The sequence below is a fragment of the Maribacter confluentis genome (genome assembly GCF_030505015.1).
Lineage (GTDB): Bacteria > Bacteroidota > Bacteroidia > Flavobacteriales > Flavobacteriaceae > Maribacter > Maribacter sedimenticola.
The window spans coordinates 2325268-2352040 of record NZ_JAUKUC010000001.1; the positions used below are offsets into that span (position 1 = coordinate 2325268).

Consider the following 26773-nt stretch of genomic DNA (forward strand, 5'->3'; position numbering starts at 1 on the left):
GATGCAAATTAACGGTCTAGCCTAAGGAGTACCCTTCCCTATAGGTTCTTTTTACATATTTATTGGCCGGTTCAAAATTGGTGATCTTCATATTTGCTGCATCCCACTGTAAGCGTTTTCTGCCATAATATTGCTTGCCTCCGCCCCAAAAGCTTTGGTTTTCCACGGTAGGGTCTACTTCAAAGTATGATTTCAATGCTAAATTACCAATTAAAATACTTTCCGTAAACGGACCGGCATAGTCAAAGGAGGAGCTGGTTTCTGCATTGCCATACCCTGCCATACATGCATTTACCCATTGTAAATAATGGCCTTCCGGTACACGGGCAATGGTTTGCTCTACTTCAAACTGTTCGTTGAGACTTAATGGCAATAACCTTGGGTTGGCACCATAACAATCTGCCATTAGTTTTCCTTTAGTACCTATAAATAGCACGCCGCCATCCCAATTTCCTAAGGCTTCATCATCCCCTAGTTCCTCTGGGCGCTCAGGAAGAAGTCCGCCATCCATCCAAGTAACCTTTATTTTGCCTTTGCCATCGGTTCTTGGATAGCTAAGATGGATTTTACTGGAATTCGGAAAACTTTTTGGATAATCCTTGTATTCAAAATTCCCTTTGAACGAATCCGATACACTGCACTCTACGGTATCCGGATAAAGAATAGGTAAAATTCTATAAACGGGGTCCATGATATGGCATGCCATATCACCTAAGGCACCCGTTCCAAAATCCGACCACCCTCTCCAATCAAACGGTAAATACGCATCATTATAATCGCGCATTGCCGCAGTGCCAAGCCAAAGGTCCCAGTTTAGACCTTTAGGTATCCTATCTTTTTTGGTAGGTGTCTGCAACGCTTGGGGCCAAATTGCCCTATTGGTCCAACATTTTACGGTATGGACATCACCTATAATACCTGTATCGTAAATCTCCTTCATTTTACGGACCCCATCTCCAGAACCGCCCTGGTTTCCCATTTGGGTTACCACTTTGAATTTTTTTGCAGCTTCGGTAAGCATTCTGGCTTCCCAAATATCATGGGTCAACGGTTTTTGAACATATACATGCTTGCCCATTGCCATTGCTTGGTATGCTGCCACCGCATGGTTATGGTCTGGCGTAGAAACGGAAACGGCATCAATATTACTGCTTTCCTTCTCTAACATTTCCCTAAAATCATTATAGTAACTGGCCTTGGGAAAAGCTTCTCTGGATTTAACGGCCTGTCTATCATCTACATCGCATAATGATACAATATTGACATTTGGACTTTCTGCAAACGAAGCAATATCACTTTGTCCTTTGCCACCTGCGCCAATACCGGCTATATTCAGTTTATCACTTGGCGCAATAAACCCCGTTCCGCCCAATACATGTCTAGGGACGATCATAAATCCGGCTGCGGCCATACCGGTGTTTTTCATGAATTTTCTGCGCGAACTTTTTTTAATGTGTGTCTTTTTGTTTGACATAAGGTAAACTTGTTTTATTGATAGTTGATTTGATCATCAAGATAATTTAATTATGGCAATAATATGGACCTCAATTCAGTTTTATGATTTTTCATAAAATGCAATTAGTATCTTTAAGTATTGATTTTAAATTAATTGCATGAAAAAGGTTCTTTATCTTTTAACATTTTTTGGGATTTTTGGGTGCTCTTCTGATAATGATTCTATTCAGAATAATGTACCCGATGTTGTTACTTCTGTATCCATGCCTTGTGAAAACGGTATGGCAGGAATATACCCTTGTAATGGGTATGATTTTTTGGCCAATATTAGCTTGGAAACGATGCAGGCGGCTTCGGGCAATGATATTTGGGGGTGGACAGATATTGAGACAGGAAAGGAATACGCAATTATGGGTTTGGATAATGGTACAGCTTTTATAGATATTACGGATGCCGAAAACCCAACTTTTCTGGGAAAATTGCCCACTGCTACCAGTGCAAGTTCTTGGAGAGATGTAAAGGTTTATGGAGATTATGCCTACATCGTTGCCGAAGCCGATAATCATGGTGTTCAAGTGTTCGACCTTAAAAAACTTAGGGGAGTAAATAATCTTCCCTTAACGTTTATTGCAGATGGTAATTATACCGGTATTGGTAATGCTCATAATATTGTAATCAATCCCTCCTCTGGATTTGCCTATCCTGTGGGTACAGATAGGGACGATGACTACAATGGTGGCGTACATTTTCTTGATCTTCAAAATCCAATTGCCCCTCTGGCGGCCGGTGGGTGGGGTGTTAACGGGTATACTCATGATGCACAGGTCATTACGTACAGTGGTCCAGATACTGACTATCAAGGTGCGGAACTATTTGTTGGGGCTAATGAAGATCAAGTTGTTATAGTAGATATTAGTAATAAAAATTCCCCTTTGACATTGGCTACTTTGCCTTACCCAAATATTGGTTATACCCACCAAGGGTGGTTTACAGATGACCAGCGGTATTTTATTTTAGGAGATGAATTGGATGAAATCCGTCAAGGTTTTAACACCAGAACTTTGATTTTTGATATGGCGGACTTGGAAAATCCTGTTTTGCACCACACCTATTTAGGTCCTACAAGTGCTATAGACCATAATGGATATGTTTTGGGGAACGAATTTTTTCTAGCTAATTACACTGCCGGAGTCCGTGTGTTGAACATAACCAATATAGGGGACAAGGTAATTACTGAAGAGGCTTTTTTTGATACCTACCCGGCAAATGATAACACCCAGTTTTCTGGTGTGTGGAGTGTTTATCCCTATTTTGAAAGTGGAAATGTTATTGTCAGTGATATTGATGGCGGAATATTTATCATTAAAAAATCTGATTGAATATGCGTAAAACGGCACTTATAATCTCTATTATGCTTTATTTTTCTTGCGCAAAGGAAGAAGCGGAAGTAACGTTCAATACTTTGGAATCTTCGTTCAAGGGAGAATTGGAATGGGTTAGAAATTTTGGCGGTAGTAGTGTTGAAAGTGCTCAGGCCATTATAAAGACCAATGATGGCGGCTTTGCAATTATTGGATATACAGGCAGTATAAATGGTGATATTGATACCAAAACCATTGAAGAAAATGATTATTGGCTCTTAAAGTTTGACCGCGATGCAAATTTACAATGGAACAAAACCTATGGGGGCAGCAAAGATGATATTGGGCAAAGTTTGGCACAGACCAGTGATGGCGGGTTTATTTTAACCGGTTATGCAATGAGCAGTGACGGCGACGCCACTAATAATGAAGGATTTCATGACAATTGGATCGTGAAGTTGAATGCACAGGGCAATTTGGAGTGGGAAAGTAGTTACGGCTTTTCTGGACATGACCATTCCTACGATATTCTTGAGGCATCTCAGGGAGGGTATTTTTTCACAGGATTTTTGGATATTACATCGGCACGTGCAGACGGTAATATTGAAAAAGGCAATACCTTAACGAGTCATGGTGTAGGTGAATTTTGGGGCACCAAGATAGATGAAGAGGGCAGTGTGCAATGGCGCGGTTATTTTGGAGGAACCAACAATGATCGTGCGCATAGTGTGGTACAGGCAAATGACGGTGGTTTTGTCATGGCCGGTTTTACCGAAAGTGACGATTATGATATTAGCAGCACCAATGGTAGCTATGATTTTTGGGTCGTAAAGGTAGATGCGTTTGGTAACCTGGTCTGGGAACAATCTTTTGGTGGGGAAGGTATTGAGGTTTCCTATGATATTGCCAAAACTACGGATGGCGGTTTTGTGGTCGTAGGCAATACGTTTAGTACTAATGGCGATATTTTAAATAACCACGGTGAATCTGATATGTGGATGATCAAATTGGATGAAAATGGCAATTTGGAATGGGAGCAGACCTATGGTGGCAGCAAGTTTGATCTGGCACAGGCGGTCGTAGAAAGTATGGATGGCGGATTTTTAATTGCCGGAAACACTAAAAGCAATGATTATGATGCCTCTAACAATATGGGGGAAAATGATATTTGGTTGGTAAAGACCAACCAAACCGGTAATCTTGTTTGGCAGCAATCTTATGGCGGTTCCGGACTTGATTTTGGTTTTGACCTAATGGAAAACCCAGATGGGAGCGTTTTCGTTGTGGGGGAATCATCAAGTGCCGATTTTAACCCCCTTATCCTTAAAGGTAAATCAGACCTGATCCTTTTAAAAATCAAATAAAACACACCAGATATTCTTATAGGATTCTCCTATGTTGATATACGTTATAATAATGTTAGGTTCTATGGAAAAAACCTACTTATGACGTATATTTGTAAACTATTTAGATTAAATCCAGTTAATTATGATTCAGGTATCAGAAACGGCTAAAAGGAAAGTCATCAACCTTATGACAGAGGAAGGTTTTGACGCGACCAAGGATTATGTGCGTGTGGGTGTTAAGAGCGGCGGATGTAGTGGATTGTCTTATGAATTGAATTTTGATAATAAAAAAGATGAAGCTGATAAGGTTTTTGAAGATAACGATGTACGTATCATTGTAGATAAAAAAAGTTTTTTATACTTAGTAGGTACAGTATTGGAATATTCTGGTGGACTTAACGGTAAGGGTTTCGTCTTTAACAATCCCAATGCACAAAGAACATGTGGTTGTGGTGAAAGTTTTTCATTATAGTATAAAGTAAAACGAGAAAAAGGAAATAGGCAAAGGTTGTTATGTATAGTTCTTTTGAAAATTTAGAAGTATACAAATTATCAAAAGCGTTTATAGGGGATATCTTTAAATTGCTTGACAGTCAGCCTTATATGTTGCTTAGGGATTTTCCAACTAGTTGTAGAATCCTTTTTATATAATGGATTAAACAGGATATTTTGAAAAAAGAGAATTAATAGAGTATAGAGAACAAATTGCGATAATTTCAAAGCAGCTAGCAAACTATATTAAATATGTTAAGAAGAGATATGGTTAGTTTTAACTCGTCAACTTTTAACTTATTAACTATGAATATATGGCATATACAGAAGAAGAATTAAAGAAAGAATTGGAAACCAAAGAGTATGAATATGGTTTCTACACCGATATAGAATCTGAAACGTTTCCAAATGGTTTGAGCGAAGAAATCGTTATTGCCATATCCAAGAAAAAGGAGGAGCCGGAATGGATGACGCTTTGGCGTTTAGAGGCTTTTAAATATTGGAAGGAAATGGCTGAGCCAGAATGGGCAAATGTACATTATACAAAACCCGATTTTCAGGCAATTTCATATTATTCCGCCCCTAAAAAGGCAGATCCCAACAAAACTTTGGATGATGTTGATCCGGAATTGTTGGAGATGTACAAGAAACTTGGGATTTCTGTAGACGAACAAAAGAAACTACAGAATGTTGCGGTAGACATTGTTATGGATTCGGTTTCGGTTGCCACCACGTTTAAAAAGACCTTGGCGGAAAAAGGAATTATATTCTGCTCCATATCGGAAGCCATTAAGGAACACCCTGAACTGGTAAAAAAATACATTGGTTCTGTAGTGCCAAAAAGAGATAATTTTTATGCGGCTTTGAACTCCGCTGTTTTTTCTGATGGTAGTTTCTGTTACATTCCTAAAGGCGTTCGCTGTCCAATGGAACTTTCTACCTATTTTAGAATCAACCAAGCAGGTACCGGCCAATTTGAACGTACATTGGTCATTGCAGATGAAGATAGTTATGTAAGTTACTTAGAAGGGTGTACTGCACCATCTAGAGATGAAAACCAACTACATGCCGCCGTGGTAGAATTAATTGCCTTGGACGGTGCGGAAATAAAATATTCTACGGTTCAAAATTGGTTCCCGGGAGGCAAGGACGGTAAAGGAGGGGTCTATAATTTTGTGACCAAAAGAGCATTGTGTGAGAAAAACGCCAAAGTTTCATGGACACAGGTAGAAACAGGATCTGCCGTTACCTGGAAATATCCTTCCTGTATCTTAAAAGGAGATAATTCCATAGGGGAATTTTATTCTATTGCTGTAACCAATAATTACCAACAGGCAGATACAGGTACCAAAATGGTCCATATTGGAAAGAACACCAAAAGTACCATTATCTCTAAAGGTATTTCTGCCGGAAAATCTCAAAACAGTTATCGTGGGTTGGTACAGGTGAATAGCCGAGCGGAAGGTGCGCGTAATTTTTCGCAGTGCGATTCCCTTTTAATGGGCAATGAATGTGGGGCACACACATTCCCTTATATTGAGGCCAAGAATAAATCGGCAATGATAGAGCACGAGGCCACAACCAGTAAGATTGGTGAGGACCAAATATTTTATTGCAACCAAAGAGGTATTGATACGGAAAAAGCAATAGCGTTGATCGTAAATGGGTTCAGTAAAGAAGTGTTGAATAAGTTACCAATGGAATTTGCCGTGGAGGCTCAAAAACTTTTGGAAATTAGTTTAGAAGGATCTGTTGGATAAAGTAAATACACTAATGAGAAATTTTTTAATCATCATAGTTCTGATTTTCGCATTTAGCTGCAAAGAAAATAAGAACGAAACTAAAGCTGAAATCACTTCACAAGAAGTAGTAAAGCCAGAGGTGAAATTGTACACTTTTAATGGTGGTACTGTTATGGTCAATAACCTGGAATTATTTTCTCAGGACACCACCTATCATGGCCAGACCAAGGAATTTGCAGACCCGTTCTATGTTATTAGCCATCCTAAAGGTAATCTCATGTGGGATGCAGGACTTCCTGAAAGTTTAATCGCTATGGACGAACCGTACACGGACCCAAGCGGCGCATTTACGGTAAGTAGAAAAGACTCTATAGTTAATCAACTAAAACGTATTGGCATGGTGCCAACGGATATTGATTTTATAGCCTTGTCCCATACCCATTTTGATCATAGTGGGCATGCCAATGTCCTTAAAGAGGCTACATGGTTGGTGCAACAAAGTGAATATGATTTTATCACAAGTGAGGAAACCCAAAAGAACAATGCAGATATTTATAATGCGATCAAGGATTTGACCAAGACAAAACCGCTTACTGGTGACTATGACGTTTTTGGTGACGGTACCGTTGTCATTAAATCTATGCCAGGACATACCCCGGGACATCAGGTTTTGTATTTGGACCTTCCTGAAAGCGGCCCTTTACTATTAACCGGCGATCTGTATCATTTGTATGAAAATAGAACACATAGAAGAGTACCTATTTTTAATTATGATGTTGAGGAAACATTAAATAGCATGTCCAGTTTTGAAGCTTTGGCAAAGGAGAACAATGCCAAAGTATACATGCAACATTCAAAAGAAGATTTTAATAAAATGCCTAAGGCACCAGAATATTTAAAGTAACATATTATGTTGAAAATTACAAACTTACACGCTAGTGTGGAGGATAAGGAAATACTAAAAGGAATAAACTTGGAAGTTAAGGCGGGTGAGGTACATGCTATTATGGGTCCTAATGGCTCAGGTAAAAGTACCTTGGCATCCGTAATTGCGGGTAAAGAGGATTTTGAGGTAACGGAAGGTGCCATAGAATTAAATGGAGAGGACTTGGAAGACGTGTCGCCAGAAGAAAGAGCCCATAAAGGTGTTTTTCTTTCTTTTCAATATCCGGTAGAAATTCCTGGAGTATCCGTAACCAATTTCATGAAAACGGCCATTAACGAATCCCGTAAGGCTAGAGGTCTTGAAGATATGCCTGCAAAGGAGATGTTGAAGTTGATCAGGGAAAAATCGGAATTATTGGAAATAGACCGTAAATTCTTGTCGCGTAGTTTAAATGAAGGTTTTTCTGGCGGTGAGAAAAAAAGAAACGAAATTTTTCAAATGGCCATGCTAGAACCTAAAGTGGCTATTTTGGATGAAACGGATTCCGGTCTTGATATCGATGCATTGCGTATCGTTTCCAACGGGGTGAATAAATTAAAGAGTAAGGATAATGCGGTTATTCTAATTACGCACTACCAACGTCTGTTGGAATATATTGTTCCAGATTTTGTACATGTTTTGCACAACGGTAAAATTGTTAAATCAGGTGGTAAGGAATTGGCCTTGGAGCTTGAAGAAAAAGGGTACGACTGGTTAAAGCAAGAAACAGCGGTTTAAAAAATTAGTACTAAGTACAAAGTACTTAGTATAGAGTCCTTATTACGTTGTACAAAGGACTTAATACTAAAGATATATGGATTTAAAAGATAAATTGATTTCTTCTTTTATGGCGTTTGAGAACAACGTGGACGTGGAGCATCCGGTACATGAGGTTCGTATGGCCGCCATAAAGAATTTTGAGGAAAAAGGATTTCCTTCAAAAAAGGAAGAGGCTTGGAAGTATACATCGTTGAACAGTATACAGAAAATAGATTTCAGTATTTTTCCAAAACAGGAAAATACTATAGAGTATAAGGACGTTAAGCGTTATTTTCTACATGAGATAGATTCTTATAAAATAGTATTCGTTGACGGTATTTATAGTTCTTACCTTTCTGAAACTACACATGACGGAGTAGACATCTGTTTAATGAGTTCCGCGTTGACAAAGCCAATGTATAAGCCCGTTATTGATGTTTATTTCAATAAAATAGCCTCTAAGGACGAATCTTTGACCTCCTTGAATACGGCATTTAGCCGTGAGGGTGCCTATATATACATTCCAAAGAACAAAATGCCGAAAAAACCTATTGAGATATTACATTTCTCAACAGGTAACGAGGCTTCTTTAATGTTGCAACCTAGAAATTTGGTGGTGGTTGAAGAAAATGCCGAGGTTCAAATTATAGAACGGCACCAGAGTTTGACCTCCAACGACATCCTTACCAATGCGGTAACGGAAATATATGCAGATAAGAACGCTATTGTAGATTTTTATAAGATACAGAATGATGCTGCCAATGCATCGTTGATAGATAACACTTATATTGATCAAAAGGATAAGAGCGTCGTAAAGGTTCATACATTTTCCTTTGGTGGAAAAATGACACGTAACAACCTTAACTTTTTTCAAAATGGGGAGTATATAGACTCTACTATGAAGGGAATTACCATCTTGGGTGAAAAACAACATGTAGACCATCATACCTTAGTGCACCATATTGAGCCTAATTGTGAGAGTCACCAAGATTATAAAGGTATTTACGGGGATAGTTCAACCGGAGTCTTCAATGGTAAGATTATTGTGGATAAAATTGCCCAAAAAACCAATGCTTTTCAGCAAAACAATAATATTTTAATTAGTGATAAGGCCAGTATCAATACAAAGCCACAATTGGAGATTTTCGCTGATGATGTAAAATGTTCCCATGGGTGTACTATAGGACAGTTAGATGAAGATGCATTGTTTTACCTGCAGTCAAGAGGTATTCCACAAAAAGAAGCACGTGCATTGTTAATGTATGCTTTTGCTAATAATGTTCTTACTTCTGTTCGTATTCCTGAGCTAAAAACTAGAATAAATAAATTGATAGCGAAGAAGCTAGGGGTGAACCTTGGGTTCGATTTGTAGAGACATTCATTATTTTATTCAATAATATTAACGGTTCGTTAGGTCATTCTTAACGAACCGTTGTGTTTTCCTACATATTTTTTAGGTTAGTTTGGTCGTATCAATATAAATCCAACTTAATATGAAAGAATCTTTACTTGTAATGTTTTTGGTAATGTTTACATATTGTGTTAGTGCGCAAAACAAGGAATGGAGTGTAGAAGCTAATTACCCCGTCAATGTTTCTGAAAATGATGGAGATATCGAATTAAACGGTATAATTGATCTGGGAATAAAATACCGGTTTATGGATTTAGGTGCTGTTCAATTAGGAGCTGGCCTAAATACTGCTTTGTTAAGGAACGAAGATAATTTTATTTACGGTGGTCCAGGATTTGAGAATCGAGAATTTAATTACCAAGCAAAGCAAATATTGGTTCAGCCAAAACTATTTGCGGAATTGGCTATTCCAGGATTGGCAAGACTAAAACCTCAAATAGCTCTGGGATATACGGTTGCGGTAGACGATTATTATTATAATGACGGGGGTAATGTAGAGGCGGACTATTCAAATACGAATGGGGGTTTAAATTTAAATTTGGGGATTTCCTATGACCTTTCCAGTCGCTTTTTTATACAAGTGCAATATGATTATCTGAACGTACATAAGAAAGGGGAGGAAACTAGGAACGATCAAACATATTCTTATGATTTCAAAGAAAAAATAGGTTTGTTAAAAGCTGGTTTAGGATTCCGATTTTAAAATGAAATAGTGAGACTTTAATACAAAAGGAGCGGTACAATACCCAATATGTTTTCATTATCGGGTATCTTTGTATATAAGAAGATTGGCTATGTTAGATATTAAAAAAATAAGGGAAGATTTCCCAATTCTTAAGCGTGAGGTAAATGGCAAACCGTTGGTCTATTTGGATAATGCCGCTACATCGCAAACCCCGCAACAGGTTATAGACACCATTGTAGATTATTATCAAAACTACAATGCAAATATACATCGTGGGGTGCATACGCTTTCACAAGAGGCTACCGATAAATATGAGCAGGCAAGATTAAAGATTCAAAAACATTTTAATGCGGCCAAGTCATATGAAATCATATTTACTTCAGGTACAACACATAGTATTAACCTTGTGGCAAATGGATTTTCGTCTTTAATAAAAAAAGGGGATGAGATATTGGTATCCGCAATGGAGCACCATTCCAATATTGTTCCATGGCAGATGTTATGTGAACGTACCGGAGCCATTTTAAAAGTAATTCCAATGAATCAAGAAGGGGAATTGCGAATGGATGTTTATAACGAATTACTTTCAGATAAAACTAAACTGGTTTTTTGTAACCATATTTCTAATGCCTTGGGAACTATTAATCCTATTAAGGAAATAATAGATAGGGCCCATAGTGTTGGTGCTGCGGTATTGATAGATGGTGCGCAGGCCACACCTCATTTAGTGCCGGATGTACAGGCTTTGGATGTCGATTTTTACACGTGTTCCGCGCATAAGATCTGTGGACCAACAGGGGTTGGCATGTTATATGGCAAGGAAGAATGGTTAAATAAATTACCCCCATACCAAGGAGGTGGTGAAATGATTGCAGAAGTCACTTTTGAAAAAACTACCTATGCGGATTTACCCCATAAGTTTGAAGCAGGTACGCCTAATATATGTGGTGGTATAGCTTTTGGTGCGGCATTAGATTACATGAATGCTATAGGCTTTGATGAAATCGCAAATTATGAGCATGAGCTTTTGGAATATGCTACGCAAGAATTAGAAAAGATAGACGGACTAAAAATATACGGTACGGCTAAGGACAAAACTTCTGTAATATCATTCAATATAGAACATATTCACCCTTATGATATGGGAAGTATTTTAGATAAACTGGGTATTGCGGTGCGTACAGGTCACCATTGTGCACAGCCAATAATGGATTTTTATAAAATACCGGGAACGGTTCGTGCAAGCTTTGCCTTTTATAATACTAGAGAAGAAGTTGATGTACTGGTTGCAGGGGTGTTAAAGGCTAAAAGCATGTTGTTGTAGAACAATAACTTATAGAGTGTCATAACTGTTGAAACTCATCATTTGTTATCGTATTTTTGTAGAAAATTAAGCAATGGAGATTAAAGAGATACAAGAAGAAATTATCGATGAATTTTCCATGTTCGATGATTGGATGCAGCGCTATGAGTATATGATAGAATTGGGTAAATCCCTTCCATTGATCAAAGAGGAGTACAAAACCGAGGATAATATCATTAAAGGGTGCCAGAGCAAGGTATGGGTGCATGCAGAGCTAGAGGGCAATAAGTTGGTTTTTACTGCAGATAGCGATGCTATTATTACAAAAGGTATCATAGCTATCTTGATCAGGGCCTTCAGCAATCAAAAGCCGCAGGATATTTTAGATGCCGATACCCAGTTCATAGATGAAATTGGTTTAAAGGAACATTTGTCTCCCACTAGGGCCAACGGCTTGGTAAGTATGATCAAGCAGTTAAAATTATATGCAGTGGCATATCAAACACAAATTGAAGAATAGAAATTATGAGTGAAGAAAATATAGCGGAGGGTAGTGCGGAATTAGGTGAAAAAATAGTAAGGATTTTAAAGACTATTTATGATCCGGAAATTCCTGTGGACATTTATGAATTAGGTTTAATTTATGATGTTTTGGTCAATGAGGACAACGAGGTTAAGATTTTGATGACCTTGACTTCGCCCAATTGTCCCGTAGCGGAATCCTTGCCTGCAGAAGTAGAGGAAAAAGTAAAATCATTGGATGCCATTAAGGACGCCGAGGTAGAAATCACTTTTGATCCACCTTGGACACAGGATTTAATGAGTGAAGAAGCCAAGTTGGAATTAGGGTTGCTTTAATTCTAACAGGCGGTAAGGATTAAGGTATAAAACAAGCGGGGTATGCAAGAGGAAATTGTGAACAGAGTAGCGCAGAGCAAACTCATTACCTTTAATTTAGAGGATTATTATCCTGTTGGCAATAGAATGGTACTGGATATCAAAGATTGGCTATATGAAGGTTTTATTCTAAAGGAAAAGGAGTTTAGGGCACATGTAGCACAGCATGATTGGTCCCAATACAACAATGCTTACGTTGCTATGCACTGTTCTACAGACGCTATAGTTCCTGGCTGGGCATATTTGCTATTGTCCATGAATTTAAGTCCGTTTGCTAAAAAAATTGTTCAAGGTAGCCTGGTAGATTTGGAGACACTGTTATATCAATCTATTCTTGATACCATAGATTTTACGGAGTTTCAGGATAAATCGGTAATCATTAAGGGCTGTACCAAAAAAGCTGTACCACCTAATGCATATATAATTCTTGCCGCCAAACTACAGCCGGTAGCAAAATCGGTCATGTATGGCGAGGCATGTTCTGCCGTGCCCTTATACAAAAGAAAATAACAAATTCCTATTTAGAGATTTTGTTTACAATACTTACCTTTGCGCCACTATAAACTATAAACATTAATATCATGAAGAAGATTGTTTTAACTCTAGCTTGTGCTTTGGTAGCAAGTATTGGTTTTTCACAGACCGAAGAGGAACTTAAGGCGCAAATAGGACCAAAAAAAGATTCTATAGCGGCAATTCAGGGCAGAGTGGATGCCTTACAAGGGCAAATAGATAAATTACCAGGATGGAAAAAAGGTGCTTTCGGAACTATTGGTGCCAATATCAGCAGCTTTAATAACTGGTATGGCCAAGGCACTCCAGACTTGTCTTCAGGTAATATTGGAGTAACCATGAACGCATTTGCGAATTTGACCGAAGAAAAATTCTTTTGGAGAAATTCTGGAAACATTAACTTGGGCTGGGTAAAGTTTGACGATAAGAACGATCCAACCGATGACGATAGCTTTAAGCAAGGTACAGATGTATTCAACATTACATCGCTTTACGGAAGAAAATTAAGCGAGAAATTCGCCATTTCAGGTTTAGGGGAGTACAGAACTACCATTTTGAACAATTTTAATGATCCTGGATACTTGGATTTAGGTGTTGGTGCTACATGGACTCCTATTGCAGACCTAGTAGTTGTTATCCACCCATTGAACTACAACTTTGTATTCAGTGAAAACGATGCGGTTTTTGAGTCTTCTTTAGGTGCCAAAATCGTTGCCGATTATACAAAGAAAATAGGAGCGGTTAATTTTAAATCTAACCTTTCTATGTTCCAAAGCTATAAGAGTGGAGACCTTTCTAACTTAACTTGGATCAATTCATTTGGTTACACCTTATGGAACGGTATAGGACTAGGTTTTGAATTTGGACTACGTGATAATAAGCAAGAAGCATTAAACTATGCGTTGACAGGTCCTAACCCTGTAGCAGGCGCTACATTTGACAATGTGGACAACAAATTACAAACTTACTTCTTAGTAGGTTTGAACTATGCTTTCTAAGAATTACGGATATATATAAGTATAACAATGAAAAAGCCCTCTTTAAAGAGGGCTTTTTTAGGTTAAGTAATTATCGTAAAATTTGGGATTTTACTTTTAGTTTTAAATAAGTTAAATATCGATTTGGGGTCAACACTTATACTTAAACACAAGGTAAAATTAGACCAATACTTTAGTTGTCGATAATTTATGTTGTGAACCAACTTTAATCTGTGGTGAAATTTATCAATGGTTTAATTTCATCGATGAACTGCACTTTTCATATTATAATTGGCATTTAGTACTCATCTAAATGCTCAGGGTACAAAAAGTTGTTGTAAGGAAAACGGGTAACATGAATGTCCCTGACTTCATTATAGACCCTTTTCCTGAACTCATCCAAGTTCTCTTTGTTCAGCGCAGATATGAACAGGGCACGATCCCCAACTTTTTCCATCCAGGTATTTTTCCAATCTGCAATGGTAAAATGCTTTCCGGTGCGTTCCGTAATAAGATCATCCTCATCTATGGTTTCATGCTCATACTGATCGATTTTATTGAACACCATAATGGTTTTCTTCTCTGAACTTTTAATTTCTGAAAGGATTTTGTTTACGGATTCTATATGTTCCTCAAATTGAGGATGCGAAATATCCACCACATGTAAAAGCAAATCGGCTTCCCTAACCTCATCCAATGTGCTTTTAAAGCTTTCCACTAGTTGTGTAGGTAATTTTCTAATGAATCCTACCGTATCGCTCAGTAAAAACGGTAAATTGCCTATGACTACCTTTCTTACCGTGGTATCTAATGTGGCAAACAATTTGTTCTCCGCAAACACATCACTTTTGCTAATGACATTCATTAAGGTAGATTTGCCTACGTTGGTGTATCCTACAAGGGCAACCCGCACTAAAGCACCACGGTTACCCCTTTGGGTCTCCATTTGACGATCGATCTTGCTAAGTTTCTTTTTCAACAGGGTTATACGGTCCCTAACGATACGCCTATCCGTCTCAATTTCCGTTTCACCGGGTCCACGCATACCTATACCACCTTTTTGTCGTTCAAGGTGTGTCCACAGTCCTGTTAGTCTTGGCAAAAGGTATTCATATTGCGCCAATTCTACCTGTGTACGAGCATAGCTTGTTTGTGCCCTTTGTGCAAAAATATCCAAGATCAAACTCGTACGGTCAATGATTTTACAACGTAATTGTTTTTCAATATTACGCTGTTGACCTGGGGTAAGTTCGTCATCAAAAATGACAGAACCTATTTCATGTTCATCAACATATTTTTCTATCTCTTCCATTTTACCCGTTCCAATCAAAGTTTTAGGATTGGGAACATCCATACGTTGGGTAAAACGTTTATAAACTTCACCACCTGCAGTATAGGTAAGAAATTCCAGTTCATCTAGATATTCCTTTACCTTTTCCTCATTTTGGTCTTTATTGATTATCCCAATAAGGACCGCTTTTTCATAATCTGTTATCTTCTTTTCTATCATAATAGTGTAAAGTGCAAAATTAAGCATTTAGCTATAAGCCATTTCGTATTTTTATTGATTCAATAAAAAGTTACATGCGCATTCCCTTTTTTAAGAAAAAATCTAAAAAGCAACAATATACCGTGGCATTCTACAATGTAGAAAATCTATTTGATCCACGACGAAATTCTAAGATATTGGATAGCGATTATACCCCAAATGGAGTAAAAAAATGGACATTGGAACGCTACCAGCGTAAATTGAGAAAATTAGCGAAGACCATGGTCAATATTGGCGATGATGGCCATCCTTATCCACCGGCTATTTTAGGTTTGGCAGAGGCAGAGAATAACCAAGTACTTAAAGATTTAGTGGATACTGATCCCTTGTATGACTTAGGATATGGTTTTGTGCATTTTGATTCTCCAGATGAACGGGGTATAGACACGGCATTGATCTATAGAAAAAAATTTTTTAACGTACTCCATGCGGAACCACTTGCCCTATTGGTAGATAATGCCGGCGGAATCAGGGACACTACAAGGGATATTCTGTATATAAAGGGGGAGTTCAATAATGAGTTAATGCATATTTTCATTAATCATTGGCCTTCCAGACGTGAGGGAGATGTTGCCACAGCTTATAAGAGAATAGCTGCCGCAGAAGAAATAATTGCGCGTATGGAAATCATTAAACAAACAGAGCAAGACCCTAATGTCATTGTAATGGGTGATTTCAATGATGATCCATCATCAGAAAGTGTACAAGTGCTTAAAAATAAAGGTGGACTCTTCAATCCTATGGAAAGTTTGCATATACCTAATAGTCAAGGGACTTCTATTTATAACATGAAATGGAATCTATTTGATCAAATATTAATTTCCAGTTCATTCTTTAATTATGGGAAGGGCACGCATAGTTTTGATAACGCCGGTATCTATAACCATAAATCGTTAATGGAAAAGAAAGGGAAATTTAAAGGTACTCCATATAGAACTTTTGTGTCCCATAAATATATGGGAGGGTATAGTGATCATTTTCCGGTTTATGCAATGTTTACCTTCAATACTTGAATATTTAATTGAAAGAAAATACCTACACATCGAAAAATTGAAGTTTCACAACAACTTACCTATATTATAAAGGCATTTCGTCGAATAAATTCCATCAATCGAGGGTGGTAGTAAAAGGATTATATATTTGTAGTCCAAATCTTACATTACTATCAACCTATGAATGTCAATTCGCAAACCTACCACAGTTTTACCATACTCATTGTATGCTGTGCCATAATGTGGGGTGTGCAGATTGTAAGCGCCCAAACTGTGGATCAGCGTTTAAAGATAACAGCTGGTACCAATATTAGTAGTTTAAATAATTTCAAGTCCACCTTAAAATACGAATATGAAGCCAACACAGTGCTTTTGCACAAATTGGCAGAAAAAAATAATTGGAAATTAACGGATACTTTGGCCAATGGTCAAAAAGTTGCCTTACAGGAAATAGGTGATGACGGCAGTCCATTATATTATGAGACTTTTGCAGACGAGGCAGGTCTAGTATCTAGGGCTACCACATTGAATACGAACGGTCTTTTAGGATTAAATCTGGACGGAGAAAATTTAGAAGTAGGTGTTTGGGACTCTGGTATTGCCTTAAGCGACCATGTGGAATATACATCAAGAATACATGTTGGGGATGAAGGTGCTGAGGTTGATAAACATGCTACCCTCGTCACAGGAAGTATTATCTCAACAGGTATTAAAAGGGAAGCAAAAGGGGTTGCCAATAAGGCAAAGGTGATAAGCCATGATTGGAGCAGGGATAAAATTGAGGTTGCCGAAGCAGCGGCCAATGGTATGTTATTGTCCAATCATTCCTATGGAATAATGGCGGATCGGGTACCGGATTGGTATTTTGGAGCCTATACCAAAGTGGCACAGGATTGGGACAAGATTATGTTCAATGCTCCTTATTATTTAATGGTTTCAGCAGCTGGAAACGCCCAAAAAAGTAATGATAATGCTTCACCATTATTTGGTCAGGACAATGATGGCTATGATGTATTGTTGGGTTTTACCTTAGCCAAAAATGGTATTACCGTTGCAGGGGCAAATTCAGAAATAGACAAACATGGCAATTTGAAAAAAGCCACTGTATCCGCATATAGTAGTTTTGGTCCCGTGGATGATGGTAGAATAAAGCCTGATCTTGCCGGTAACGGTTCTTCTATTCTTTCAACGGATTCCTATAGTACTACGAGTTATAATTTATCCTCAGGAACTTCTATGGCCACACCTGGTGTTACCGGATCTTTGTTACTGTTACAACAGTATCACGAAGAGCTGTATGGTTCCTATATGCGTGCAGCTACTTTAAAAGGCTTGGCATTACATACAGCGGATGATGTTGACGCGCCAGGGCCGGATTATAAAATGGGCTGGGGTGTCATGAACGCTAAAAAAGCTGCGGAGCTTTTATTCAATAAAGATTATAATAGTTATATAACAGAAGAAACATTAGCGAACAATACCGTTTTTTCAATGGAAATACAGGCAATGGAAGGGGAGACCCTTAGTGCTTCTATCTCTTGGACTGATATGGCCTCAACTTTTGTCAACAAAGGAGAGCTGAACAATACCATGAAAGCCCTTGTCAATGATTTGGACATTAAAATTACCAAGGATGGAAAAACGTTTTTACCGTGGAAACTTAATCCGGGTGAAGCTAGCAGTAATGCTACCAATGGCGATAATGCTGTGGACCCATTTGAACGAATAGATATCCCTAACGCCCTTGGTAATTATACCATTACCATTACCCATAAAGGAAAACTGCAAAATGAATTTCAGGAATTTTCCTTAATTCTTAGTGGTGTTCAAATGAATGCTTGTAGTGTGGAGGCACCACAGGAAATTGAAATTGACACCGTAGATGAGGCTAGTTTATATTTGACATGGGAGCAGAATAACGATGCCCTATACGAAGTGCAGTATAGAGAAACAAACCAACAAGAATGGATTACAGAATATGTAAATGAAAATAGTTTTGCTTGGGATGGATTGAATTTAGAGCACACCTATACCTTAAGAATTAAATCGTTCTGTTCACAAAATGTTGCTTCTGAATATGGTTATGCCATAACATTCACCTTTAAAGGGGCAGAAACCGTTTTGGAAAGCTTCAATACATTGAACATTGCACCAGAGCTTTCATTCAATGTATTTCCTAACCCTGCATTTAATGCAATTCAATTAAATGTAAACACTACCGATACTACTATGTATAGGATTGTTAGTACCAGTGGTGTAGAATTAAAAATGGGCAAGGTTCCCAATTCTAGGATAGACGTATCCGATCTACCACCGGGTTTATATGTTTTGCAGGTTCAGGATTTTGGACTTAAAAAGAGTGCCAAATTCTATAAGTATTAATTTATTTAATTCGTCTGGATTGTGTTGTAAACGATAATCCTTGTTGACCAACGGTAGAATTCATTACCCCTTCAAATAAAGGTTCCGGGCATTCTTTTGGCGCATGCCATTCAAATATAAAATTTGAGCCTGTGCCACCTTCAACATCCATCTCATCAATAATGATTTCTACGGTTTCCAAAGGAGCCAAATATATAGGATGGTTAAAGTAATTTCTCAACGAAGTACCATGGGTGTCAAAATACTCGGCTTTTGTCAAGTATATGGTGTCAACATCGCTGGTATTACGTAAACTTACCATAGCGGTTAAATTATGGGTCTTATGTTCAGAACTGCTATAAATTTGGGAGTAAATGGACAAGTATGATTTTCCATGCTCTAAAGAATCCATAGTATTTATGGTTGCCTTTCTCTTTGTCCAGTTTTCAGGATTTATAGAGCTTATTTCCTTTTCTTGCACACAACTTGCTACTAAGACAATTACTGAGAATAATAAGATGCACTTTTTCATAAATAAGTCGCTTTTAAAACAATGATGGTACAAACAAAATTACATCATTAGTCATGTATTTATATCGTTAGATGCTTTTTTAACTCAAAACTATTATTTGGCTACTTTCTTTACTTCATCATCTTTTAAAATTGCTTGATTTCTTAGTCGTAGATAAACTTGGGCAGTGGTCAGTACATCTAGTTCACAATAGGTAATTATACGTTTTAAATCGTTTTGTTGATAATAGACCACACGTACCATACTGCCATCAATATCTTCTTTTGGTGAAGGTATGCCCAGTACATGCGCCATTAATTTCAATGAAGTATAATGCTTGTAATCTCCAAATTTCCAAAGTTCCATGGTGTCTAAATGTGGAATTTCCCATGGCTTTTTTCCAAATAAATCTAGTTTTTCCGGTAACGCTATTCCGTGAATAATCATTCTACGGGCAATATAGGGGAAATCGAATTCCTTACCGTTATGGGCGCATAAAACATGCTTAGTGTGATTAAAATGTTCGTCCAATAAATTTTTGAAGTCTAGCAGTAATTTATTTTCTTCTCCGTGAAATGTAGTAATCCTAAAATTTCTTGTATCGCCTTGAAATGTAAAATAGCCAACGGAAATACAGATGATTTTACCAAATTCCGCCCAAATACCGGCGCGTTCGTAAAATTCCTCTGGGGTTGTTTCGTCTTTTCTTTGGTACTGGGATTTATGGGCCCAAAGTTCTTTGGTAATGTCATCTAACTGATCAAATGAACTTTTTTCAGGTACGGTCTCAATATCTAAAAATAAGATATTTTCAAGATGTATTTTATCGGGCATAGAAAGGTAAGATACTAATAAGTAAGAAATTATGGTAATTTCGTTGTTGTCTTACTTACAATAGCTGTTTTAATTCTTAGATAGACTCTCCCATTTAATTGATATGAAATGGCAAACCGACCAATCAGTCTGTTTTTTACTGGTAGATGGAGTTGAAATTTGTAGAAAGTAACAACGGAAATATCACAACCATCGGTAAAATACAAGAAATGTAATGTTGAATGGGTGTTTTAAATGTTGAACAAACCAAGCGGTTTGTTTTTTTAATGCAAAAATGAGTTGGTTTAGGATTGTTACCGGTGTTTTTGGTTTGTTTATTTGAATTAGAGCTAAATTAGAGTTTAAAACTCCCAAATGATATTTAAGGGTATGTAAATACTGTTTGGGTATAATATACCTATATTCAAACAGGCCATAGGTATATCATTTTATTTGTTATACAGCAAATTCTTAATTAGAGTTGAATGATTTCTATTCCTGTATTTATAGCGTTTTCGGATGCCTTACTTAAGGAAATTATTTTATCTCTATCTCGAATAATAAAAATTGGAAATCCTTTCGTTAAAAATTCATCATCTCTGGTTAAAGAGGGGTAATGCCCTATCTGTATTGACTTTCTGTTGCTTGTTGCAGCATAAATGATTGTACCATCATCACTAAATGCAAAATCTGAAAACCGTAAAGTACCATGTTGAAGCTGACCCTTATATTCCATAGAACTATTTGCTAAATATACCGCACCATCTTCTGATGTTATTAAATATGTTCCATCATTAGAAACTCTGAAAATTCTTGGGTTTAAGGGGTAATCACCATGATATTGGTCATCTTCATGTATTTCTATTTCTCCGGTACTACCAATTTTAAAATATTCCATGTCAACCGGACTAACAGTTGTTGAAATGGAAATTACCTCATTTTTGCCAGGTATCATTCTTAACCTATCTCTTTCATGATCTCCATTTCCGTCAATATGTATTCCGCTTTCTCTAGAGTAGGTACGTATAGGTTGCTCCCACCATGGTGAAGGTTCAACAGATGCTATCACATGTCCTAATCCGTTTGTTACTACACTTGCAGTCTTTAATCCTGTGTTTATAGATGTTGTTAAACTAAGATTATCTGCATTGTAAACATAAATATATCCATTATCACTTGGGGTATAAATCTCAACACCATACCCATTATCTCCAATATCACTATAACCTATAGTTCCTTGCAGATTTGTTTCATTGACTACCTCTAAGTTTATGTAATCAAATTTTATCAATTTTTGACCAGCTTGGTCTATAAGGTAAATGTAATCTTCCGTTGGATGCTTTAGCATATCATATGGCTCAAAATTGAATACGTGCCCACCTGGTGTATCAACTGTCTCTTGATTACTATTTCTAGAATTGTTTTCATTGTTTGTAACCTTTATGAAATAACATGCTTGAAATTCCAAAGGAGGAAGTTCATCGGTAAAGTTTAATGTTTCCTTTTCGGATATGGTTCCTAACAATTCCGGATTAATTTCAGAACAATTTCCGTTCGATCTATAGATTTCATATTTTAAAAAATCTGAATTTGGATATTCCGTCCATTCTAAAAGAACTTTCCCTTCATTTTTAATGGGCTCTAATAACGTTATTGTACTTGGGGATAGCGTGCTTACTTCAAATGATGCACTTGAACTATAGCCGTCAGAATCTTCTGCAGTTATGGTAATTTGGTGTATGCCTCTAGATAGCGTGTTCGTGGTAAATGTGGCATTTCCATTTATATCTGGAGAATTGGTATTTAATTCTCCATCTACATTACTTTCCCAAATAACCTTTAGGTCTTGGTTAGGGGTTTCATTATCTATAATGTCTGCACTGAATGTAATATCTTCTCCTTCTGAATATTCGGTCGATGTTGCTGGCAAGACTATTTGAATTACCGGAGCAAGCCCTTCGTTTATGCCCGGTATTATGTTTATGGTTGTTTCAGATAATTCACTTGTTTGAATATTGACTACCGATTTTCCTGATCCTACATTCTCTAAACTTGCAAATACCTCATAACTGCCCTTTTCTAAATCTGTTAGCAGCACACTTCCAAAATCATCAGTAGTTCCCTGCTTAGATGGGGGGTTGGTATATACCACTGCATTACCAACTGGTTGGTTACCGTTTAAAACTACACGGACATTTAAATCGCCGGCGGTAGTTGCTTCACTATCGTCTTTAATACAACCTACAAAGGCAATTATGATAAGTAGAAATAGAAAGCTTATTTTTTTCATGTATTGATATTTGATTCGGTTTTTAGAACGTAATTATAAAAGAATAGTTGTGTAGGATTTTGGTAAACTTGGCAATAATTTTAAAACATAATTTTGGATAATATATTCAGAAGTATACGAAACTAGTTTTGATCTCTTTTACGGGAAACCATAATGGTACTACTTTTTAATTTTAAAGAGGTAGCTATAAAATGGGTGCAATATTACCCAACCGAACCGCTGGTCTATTTTTAAGGGTGAAAATAGAATGGTGAGGTTTACATTGTAGGATAGCCATGGTAATAGTATCGACCAAATGCACCTACTGTTTCGTTTAAAGGAAAATATGGGCACGTAACAACAAGCGGTCTGTTTTTTAGGGTTTTAGAAGCGTGTTCAGAACAAACTTTGTTGTTTATGAGGACTTTCATGTTCCAAAAGCCATTTTTTCCTATGTAGGCCCCCAGCATATCCCGTAAGTGCTCCATCACTACCAATGACCCTATGGCAAGGCACTACGATCCATAACGGATTTCTACCATTGGCAGAGCCTACCGCTCTTATTGCCTTGGTATCACCCAAAAGTTTTGAAAGTTGAAGATAGGATACGGTTCTGCCATATGGAATTTTTTCAAGCGCTGACCATACCTTTCTTTGAAATTCCGTACCCTGCGGATTAAGTTTCAAGGAAAATTCCGTGCGGGTACCTTCAAAATATTCATTTAATTGGTATACGGCATCCTCCAAGGTTTCAGGAATAATATCTGTAAGAGGTTCTTCTGAATTTAGGATTACGATAGAGGATATCCCTTCTACATCACCTATAATCTTGGCAATGCCCAAAGGTGTAGATATGTAGGCGGTATCTTCCATTAAATGCTATTTTTTATCGGGGCTCTCTGCAGGTTTTTCAATAACGCCAGATTCCTTGGCCCTTACCTCCCAATTCTTACGGGCCAAGGCCTGTAAATCTGCAATGTTATCGCTCTCATCCATAATTTCAAGCCCCAATAGGGTCTCAATGAGGTCTTCCATGGTCACCAGTCCGCTTACAGATCCATATTCATCTACTACCAGGGCAATGGCTTCCCGTTTTTGGATAAGGGTCTCAAACAAAGTAGGTATAGGAGTACTTCTACGAGTGACCAAGATTTCACGTTTTATTTCCTTTAATGGAATATCACCATTTTGATTGATCATTTCCTCCAAAATATTATCCTTGAGGACAAAGCCGGTAATGTTGTCCATCTTTTCTGTGTAGACCGGAATCCGTGAAAAACGAAGTTTTGGGTTATCCTTGAAAAAATCTGCTATGGATTTTTCATCGGAGGCAATTTTCATAACAGCTCTGGGGGTCATAATATCTTTCACGAGAATATCCTCAAAACGCAACAAGTTTTTTATAATCGTAGATTCCGATTTTTCAAAAACACCTTCCTTATGGGCCATATCTGTCATGGCATGGAAATCTTCCCTACTTAAAACACTACCATGATGTTTGCCGCCGCCAACCATTTTGGTAAATAATCTTAAAAGCCATAGCAGGCCGGTGTATTGTAGACCTACAACCATGATTTTTAGGGTCTTTGCAGAAAAATTGGCCAATTGTTTCCAATAGGTTGCACCTATAGTTTTAGGAATAATTTCAGATGCTACTAATATAAGTATGGTCATAATGGTAGATACCACCCCTACCATGAGGTCCTCCGTGAACTCTACTCCAAAAATTGATCTGCTTTGGTCGCCATATAAATCCGCATACGCCGCTTTGGCCTGTACACCTACCAAAATGGCACCTACCGTATGTGCTATGGTATTTATGGTGAGTATGGCAATTAAAGGTTGATCTACATCTTTCTTTAATTGCTCCAAAGTTTTTGCATAGGTCTTTCCTTCTTTGAGCTTTACGTTAATGAACGTTGGTGTTATACTCAATAGTACCGCTTCTAGAATTGAACATAGAAAGGAAAAGAAAATTGAAATTAATGCGTAGAATATTAATAGTCCCATACGGTTGTTTTAAACGTCTAATATATCAATAAATATGCTAAGGTGTGCGCTGTAAAACGTTATCAAATGCCTTATAAAATACTTGCTGTACGGCAGGTCTAATATTTAGGTCATAAATATTCCTGTTTTCCCTAGTTGGGTATACCCTGTTGGATAAAAATATATAAATCAGTTCATGCTCAGGATCCGCCCATACAAACGTACCCGTAAAGCCGCTATGGCCAAAACTACCTTGGTCTACTTCTGGTGCCGGATAAGCGTTTTGAAGGGTATAATCCTCATTGTTTAAATAAGGTTTGTCAAAGCCAAGGCCACGCCTATTTCCATTTTCGAGATATTGAACCTTAATAAATTCATTAACCGTATTTTCCGAGATATATCTTTTTCCTGCATAGATTCCTTTTTGAAGAAAAAGCTGCATAATGATCGCCAAATCATCTGCGGTGCCAAAAAGTCCCGCATTACCGGAAATGCCACCTAATAACGATGCATTTTCATCATGTACCCAACCCTTGGTCAGTGTATGCCTATATAGAGTATCAATTTCAGTGGGAACAATATTGTTGGAAAAATTTTTGTTCTTTGGCAAAAAACCAAACGTATGCATACCGAGCGGGCCATAAAATTCTGTTTGTAGATAATCATTGAACGATTTATCCGTAAGTTGTTCGATCAACTCTGGAAATAGTAAAAATGCCAGACCGGAATAGGTATAAATTTTTTCTTCCGATACCTTTGAGCGGTTGATCATACGATACATCTTCCTATTAAAATTATTCCTTACATAAATATGGTCATATGCTTTGTTTTGGAATTTTATTTTAGGGGAATTTCTTAAAAACCTCTTTTTAAACTTACCGTTATTTTTTAATGTGGTGTTTAAAAATACAATGTACGGTTGAAGGCCTGCCTGATGCGCCAGGATCTCCCTTAGGGTAATGTGCCGTTTGTCTTTTCTTCGTTTCCAAGGTTTCCAATAATTACTGAACGGCTGGTCCAAATTCAATTTACCATCATCTACCAATTTCATAATTGCCGGTAAGGGTCCTAAAATTTTAGTGACGGATGCTAAATCATAGAGGTCATCCACTTGAACAGGTTGAACGCTATCATAGGTGTGATGTCCATATGTTTTATGAAAAATAATATTACCATTTTTGGACACAAGAACTTGGGCGCCAGGAAACGATTGGTTTTTTATACCATTTGTTATAATACTATCTACTTGATTATGAATGTATAAAGAGTCTAGTTTATAATGTGCTAGTGATGATTGTTGTAAAGTGGATGCGGCCGGTAATCTTAATAGCGTAGATAATGAATCTTGGGCAGCAAGGGTCTGAAAAAATAAACTTATCAGTATTATAATTATATTTTTCATTGTTTTATCTAATACTTATCCTAAAATGCGTATTGCATCTTTGGCAAAATAGCTTGCAATAATATTGGCTCCAGCTCTTTTGATGGCGGTTAATTGTTCCATAACCACAGCATCATGATTTAACCAACCTTTTTCTGCGGCTGCTTTTACCATGGCATATTCACCGGAAACTTGGTATACGGCAACGGGAACATCAACTTCATCTTTAATTTCACGAACAATATCCAAATAGCACAATCCTGGTTTCACCATAACTATATCCGCACCTTCGTCAATATCTAGCTGAGTTTCGCGAATAGCTTCAAACCGATTCGCATAATCCATTTGATAGGTCTTTTTATCCTTAGGTACATTTTTAATATCTACGGGAGCGGAATCCAATGCGTCTCTAAACGGACCGTAAAAGGAACTGGCATACTTAGCACTGTACGCCATAATACCGGTATTTAAAAAACCTTCGTCTTCCAAGGCTTCACGAATACTTATTATACGGCCATCCATCATATCGCTCGGCGCAACAAAATCGGCACCCGCTTTGGCGTGCGATACACTCATTTCCGCAAGGACCTCTACACTTTCATCGTTTAAAATTTGACCATCTGCTACAATTCCGTCGTGGCCATATGAAGAATAAGGATCTAAGGCAACATCCGTCATCACCAATATTTCAGGACAGGCATCTTTTACCGTTTTAATGGCCAATTGCATTAATCCGTATTCATTTAAGGCCTCAGAACCTTTGTTATCCTTTAAGCTATCAGGAACTTTAACAAATAACAACACCGAATGTAAACCCATTTTCCAAAGTTCTTTTACCTCTTTGGTCAAATTATCTAAACTGAGTCGGTAATAATTGGGCATTGATGGTATTTCTTCCTTAATACCCTTACCCTCCACTACAAACAACGGTACTAAAAAATCGCTCGGTGAAATAATGGTTTCACGAACCAAGCTGCGTATAGCTTCTGAACTTCTTAATCTTCTGGGGCGTATAAGTGGGTACATAATTCTATTTTTTGTT

At 37.5% G+C, this 26773-nt stretch carries 24 protein-coding genes; 15 read left to right on the forward strand and 9 right to left on the reverse strand.

The annotated features are described in order from the left end of the window. Positions 1 to 16 precede the first annotated feature (16 nt). Complete coding sequence (locus Q2T41_RS10185) at positions 17 to 1474, reverse strand: Gfo/Idh/MocA family protein (protein ID WP_304435991.1); 1458 nt, start codon at positions 1472 to 1474, stop codon at positions 17 to 19. 139 nt (positions 1475 to 1613) lie between these two features. On the opposite strand from Q2T41_RS10185, the gene Q2T41_RS10190 reads away from it, so the two are divergent. From Q2T41_RS10190 to Q2T41_RS10250, 13 genes are all read left to right on the forward strand, one after another. After that, positions 1614 to 2834: a choice-of-anchor B family protein gene (locus Q2T41_RS10190; protein ID WP_304435992.1), complete on the forward strand. Its 1221-nt coding sequence runs from the start codon at positions 1614 to 1616 to the stop codon at positions 2832 to 2834. A 2-nt stretch (positions 2835 to 2836) separates the two neighbouring features. Further along, complete coding sequence (locus Q2T41_RS10195) at positions 2837 to 4180, forward strand: hypothetical protein (protein WP_304435993.1); 1344 nt, start codon at positions 2837 to 2839, stop codon at positions 4178 to 4180. Positions 4181 to 4304: 124 nt separating this feature from the next. Next, entirely contained in the window at positions 4305 to 4634 is a 330-nt protein-coding gene (locus Q2T41_RS10200; protein ID WP_089258534.1) for a HesB/IscA family protein, read from the forward strand. A 334-nt stretch (positions 4635 to 4968) separates the two neighbouring features. Next, entirely contained in the window at positions 4969 to 6414 is a 1446-nt protein-coding gene (gene sufB / locus Q2T41_RS10205; RefSeq protein WP_304435994.1) for a Fe-S cluster assembly protein SufB, read from the forward strand. 13 nt (positions 6415 to 6427) lie between these two features. Beyond that, the gene (locus tag Q2T41_RS10210; protein ID WP_304435995.1) at positions 6428 to 7300 is read left to right on the forward strand and encodes an N-acyl homoserine lactonase family protein; all 873 of its coding nucleotides are present in this window, start codon (positions 6428 to 6430) and stop codon (positions 7298 to 7300) included. A 6-nt stretch (positions 7301 to 7306) separates the two neighbouring features. Continuing rightward, positions 7307 to 8059 (forward strand): Fe-S cluster assembly ATPase SufC, encoded by a 753-nt coding sequence (sufC, locus tag Q2T41_RS10215; protein ID WP_304435996.1) that lies wholly within the window; start codon positions 7307 to 7309, stop codon positions 8057 to 8059. Between the two features lie 76 nt (positions 8060 to 8135). After that, positions 8136 to 9452 carry a Fe-S cluster assembly protein SufD gene (sufD, locus tag Q2T41_RS10220; RefSeq protein WP_304435997.1) on the forward strand — a complete coding sequence of 439 codons (1317 nt, stop codon included), beginning with the start codon at positions 8136 to 8138 and terminating at the stop codon, positions 9450 to 9452. Positions 9453 to 9573: 121 nt separating this feature from the next. Continuing rightward, on the forward strand, positions 9574 to 10194 hold the full coding sequence (locus Q2T41_RS10225) for an outer membrane beta-barrel protein (protein ID WP_304435998.1): 621 nt from the start codon (positions 9574 to 9576) through the stop codon (positions 10192 to 10194). 91 nt (positions 10195 to 10285) lie between these two features. Continuing rightward, a complete protein-coding gene (locus tag Q2T41_RS10230; RefSeq protein ID WP_304435999.1) occupies positions 10286 to 11500 on the forward strand; it encodes an aminotransferase class V-fold PLP-dependent enzyme in 1215 nt (404 codons plus the stop codon). A gap of 73 nt (positions 11501 to 11573) precedes the next feature. Continuing rightward, on the forward strand, positions 11574 to 11999 hold the full coding sequence (locus Q2T41_RS10235) for a SufE family protein (RefSeq protein WP_304436000.1): 426 nt from the start codon (positions 11574 to 11576) through the stop codon (positions 11997 to 11999). A 5-nt stretch (positions 12000 to 12004) separates the two neighbouring features. Beyond that, positions 12005 to 12337 (forward strand): SUF system Fe-S cluster assembly protein, encoded by a 333-nt coding sequence (locus tag Q2T41_RS10240; protein WP_089258548.1) that lies wholly within the window; start codon positions 12005 to 12007, stop codon positions 12335 to 12337. A gap of 42 nt (positions 12338 to 12379) precedes the next feature. Continuing rightward, positions 12380 to 12886, forward strand: a complete 507-nt coding sequence (locus Q2T41_RS10245; RefSeq protein WP_304436001.1) for a DUF2480 family protein — start codon at positions 12380 to 12382, stop codon at positions 12884 to 12886. Positions 12887 to 12957: 71 nt separating this feature from the next. Then, positions 12958 to 13887, forward strand: a complete 930-nt coding sequence (locus Q2T41_RS10250) for a DUF3078 domain-containing protein (RefSeq protein ID WP_089258552.1) — start codon at positions 12958 to 12960, stop codon at positions 13885 to 13887. Positions 13888 to 14164: 277 nt separating this feature from the next. On the opposite strand, the gene hflX is transcribed toward Q2T41_RS10250, so the two are convergent. Continuing rightward, positions 14165 to 15376 (reverse strand): GTPase HflX, encoded by a 1212-nt coding sequence (gene hflX / locus Q2T41_RS10255; protein WP_304437428.1) that lies wholly within the window; start codon positions 15374 to 15376, stop codon positions 14165 to 14167. Positions 15377 to 15450: 74 nt separating this feature from the next. On the opposite strand from hflX, the gene Q2T41_RS10260 reads away from it, so the two are divergent. Further along, a complete protein-coding gene (locus Q2T41_RS10260) occupies positions 15451 to 16428 on the forward strand; it encodes an endonuclease/exonuclease/phosphatase family protein (protein ID WP_304436002.1) in 978 nt (325 codons plus the stop codon). A gap of 159 nt (positions 16429 to 16587) precedes the next feature. Next, the gene (locus Q2T41_RS10265; RefSeq protein ID WP_304436003.1) at positions 16588 to 18789 is read left to right on the forward strand and encodes a S8 family serine peptidase; all 2202 of its coding nucleotides are present in this window, start codon (positions 16588 to 16590) and stop codon (positions 18787 to 18789) included. A 1-nt stretch (position 18790) separates the two neighbouring features. On the opposite strand, the gene Q2T41_RS10270 is transcribed toward Q2T41_RS10265, so the two are convergent. The 7 genes from Q2T41_RS10270 to hemB form a co-directional block, all read right to left on the reverse strand. Then, positions 18791 to 19300 (reverse strand): DUF3124 domain-containing protein, encoded by a 510-nt coding sequence (locus Q2T41_RS10270; RefSeq protein ID WP_304436004.1) that lies wholly within the window; start codon positions 19298 to 19300, stop codon positions 18791 to 18793. Positions 19301 to 19393: 93 nt separating this feature from the next. Further along, a complete protein-coding gene (locus tag Q2T41_RS10275) occupies positions 19394 to 20113 on the reverse strand; it encodes a 3'-5' exonuclease (protein WP_304436005.1) in 720 nt (239 codons plus the stop codon). Between the two features lie 454 nt (positions 20114 to 20567). Further along, positions 20568 to 22382 carry an Ig-like domain-containing protein gene (locus Q2T41_RS10280; RefSeq protein WP_304436006.1) on the reverse strand — a complete coding sequence of 605 codons (1815 nt, stop codon included), beginning with the start codon at positions 22380 to 22382 and terminating at the stop codon, positions 20568 to 20570. A 375-nt stretch (positions 22383 to 22757) separates the two neighbouring features. After that, on the reverse strand, positions 22758 to 23234 hold the full coding sequence (locus Q2T41_RS10285; RefSeq protein ID WP_304436007.1) for a methylated-DNA--[protein]-cysteine S-methyltransferase: 477 nt from the start codon (positions 23232 to 23234) through the stop codon (positions 22758 to 22760). Between the two features lie 6 nt (positions 23235 to 23240). Beyond that, positions 23241 to 24371 (reverse strand): CNNM domain-containing protein, encoded by a 1131-nt coding sequence (locus Q2T41_RS10290; RefSeq protein WP_304436008.1) that lies wholly within the window; start codon positions 24369 to 24371, stop codon positions 23241 to 23243. A gap of 37 nt (positions 24372 to 24408) precedes the next feature. Then, on the reverse strand, positions 24409 to 25752 hold the full coding sequence (locus tag Q2T41_RS10295; RefSeq protein ID WP_304436009.1) for a serine hydrolase domain-containing protein: 1344 nt from the start codon (positions 25750 to 25752) through the stop codon (positions 24409 to 24411). 15 nt (positions 25753 to 25767) lie between these two features. Beyond that, positions 25768 to 26757 carry a porphobilinogen synthase gene (gene hemB / locus Q2T41_RS10300; protein WP_304436010.1) on the reverse strand — a complete coding sequence of 330 codons (990 nt, stop codon included), beginning with the start codon at positions 26755 to 26757 and terminating at the stop codon, positions 25768 to 25770. Positions 26758 to 26773: the final 16 nt, after the last annotated feature.

Coding starts and splice junctions, on each gene's coding strand:
- hemB (WP_304436010.1), bottom strand. CDS start 26,757: ATGTACCCACTTATACGCCCCAGAAGATTAAGAAGTTCAGAAGCTATA.
- Q2T41_RS10280 (WP_304436006.1), bottom strand. CDS start 22,382: ATGAAAAAAATAAGCTTTCTATTTCTACTTATCATAATTGCCTTTGTA.
- Q2T41_RS10240 (WP_089258548.1), top strand. CDS start 12,005: ATGAGTGAAGAAAATATAGCGGAGGGTAGTGCGGAATTAGGTGAAAAA.
- Q2T41_RS10200 (WP_089258534.1), top strand. CDS start 4,305: ATGATTCAGGTATCAGAAACGGCTAAAAGGAAAGTCATCAACCTTATG.
- Q2T41_RS10265 (WP_304436003.1), top strand. CDS start 16,588: ATGAATGTCAATTCGCAAACCTACCACAGTTTTACCATACTCATTGTA.
- Q2T41_RS10250 (WP_089258552.1), top strand. CDS start 12,958: ATGAAGAAGATTGTTTTAACTCTAGCTTGTGCTTTGGTAGCAAGTATT.
- Q2T41_RS10190 (WP_304435992.1), top strand. CDS start 1,614: ATGAAAAAGGTTCTTTATCTTTTAACATTTTTTGGGATTTTTGGGTGC.
- Q2T41_RS10260 (WP_304436002.1), top strand. CDS start 15,451: ATGCGCATTCCCTTTTTTAAGAAAAAATCTAAAAAGCAACAATATACC.
- Q2T41_RS10235 (WP_304436000.1), top strand. CDS start 11,574: ATGGAGATTAAAGAGATACAAGAAGAAATTATCGATGAATTTTCCATG.
- Q2T41_RS10225 (WP_304435998.1), top strand. CDS start 9,574: ATGAAAGAATCTTTACTTGTAATGTTTTTGGTAATGTTTACATATTGT.
- sufC (WP_304435996.1), top strand. CDS start 7,307: ATGTTGAAAATTACAAACTTACACGCTAGTGTGGAGGATAAGGAAATA.
- sufB (WP_304435994.1), top strand. CDS start 4,969: ATGGCATATACAGAAGAAGAATTAAAGAAAGAATTGGAAACCAAAGAG.
- Q2T41_RS10245 (WP_304436001.1), top strand. CDS start 12,380: ATGCAAGAGGAAATTGTGAACAGAGTAGCGCAGAGCAAACTCATTACC.
- Q2T41_RS10275 (WP_304436005.1), bottom strand. CDS start 20,113: ATGCCCGATAAAATACATCTTGAAAATATCTTATTTTTAGATATTGAG.
- Q2T41_RS10230 (WP_304435999.1), top strand. CDS start 10,286: ATGTTAGATATTAAAAAAATAAGGGAAGATTTCCCAATTCTTAAGCGT.
- sufD (WP_304435997.1), top strand. CDS start 8,136: ATGGATTTAAAAGATAAATTGATTTCTTCTTTTATGGCGTTTGAGAAC.
- Q2T41_RS10185 (WP_304435991.1), bottom strand. CDS start 1,474: ATGTCAAACAAAAAGACACACATTAAAAAAAGTTCGCGCAGAAAATTC.
- Q2T41_RS10270 (WP_304436004.1), bottom strand. CDS start 19,300: ATGAAAAAGTGCATCTTATTATTCTCAGTAATTGTCTTAGTAGCAAGT.
- hflX (WP_304437428.1), bottom strand. CDS start 15,376: ATGATAGAAAAGAAGATAACAGATTATGAAAAAGCGGTCCTTATTGGG.
- Q2T41_RS10295 (WP_304436009.1), bottom strand. CDS start 25,752: ATGAAAAATATAATTATAATACTGATAAGTTTATTTTTTCAGACCCTT.
- Q2T41_RS10195 (WP_304435993.1), top strand. CDS start 2,837: ATGCGTAAAACGGCACTTATAATCTCTATTATGCTTTATTTTTCTTGC.
- Q2T41_RS10210 (WP_304435995.1), top strand. CDS start 6,428: ATGAGAAATTTTTTAATCATCATAGTTCTGATTTTCGCATTTAGCTGC.
- Q2T41_RS10285 (WP_304436007.1), bottom strand. CDS start 23,234: ATGGAAGATACCGCCTACATATCTACACCTTTGGGCATTGCCAAGATT.
- Q2T41_RS10290 (WP_304436008.1), bottom strand. CDS start 24,371: ATGGGACTATTAATATTCTACGCATTAATTTCAATTTTCTTTTCCTTT.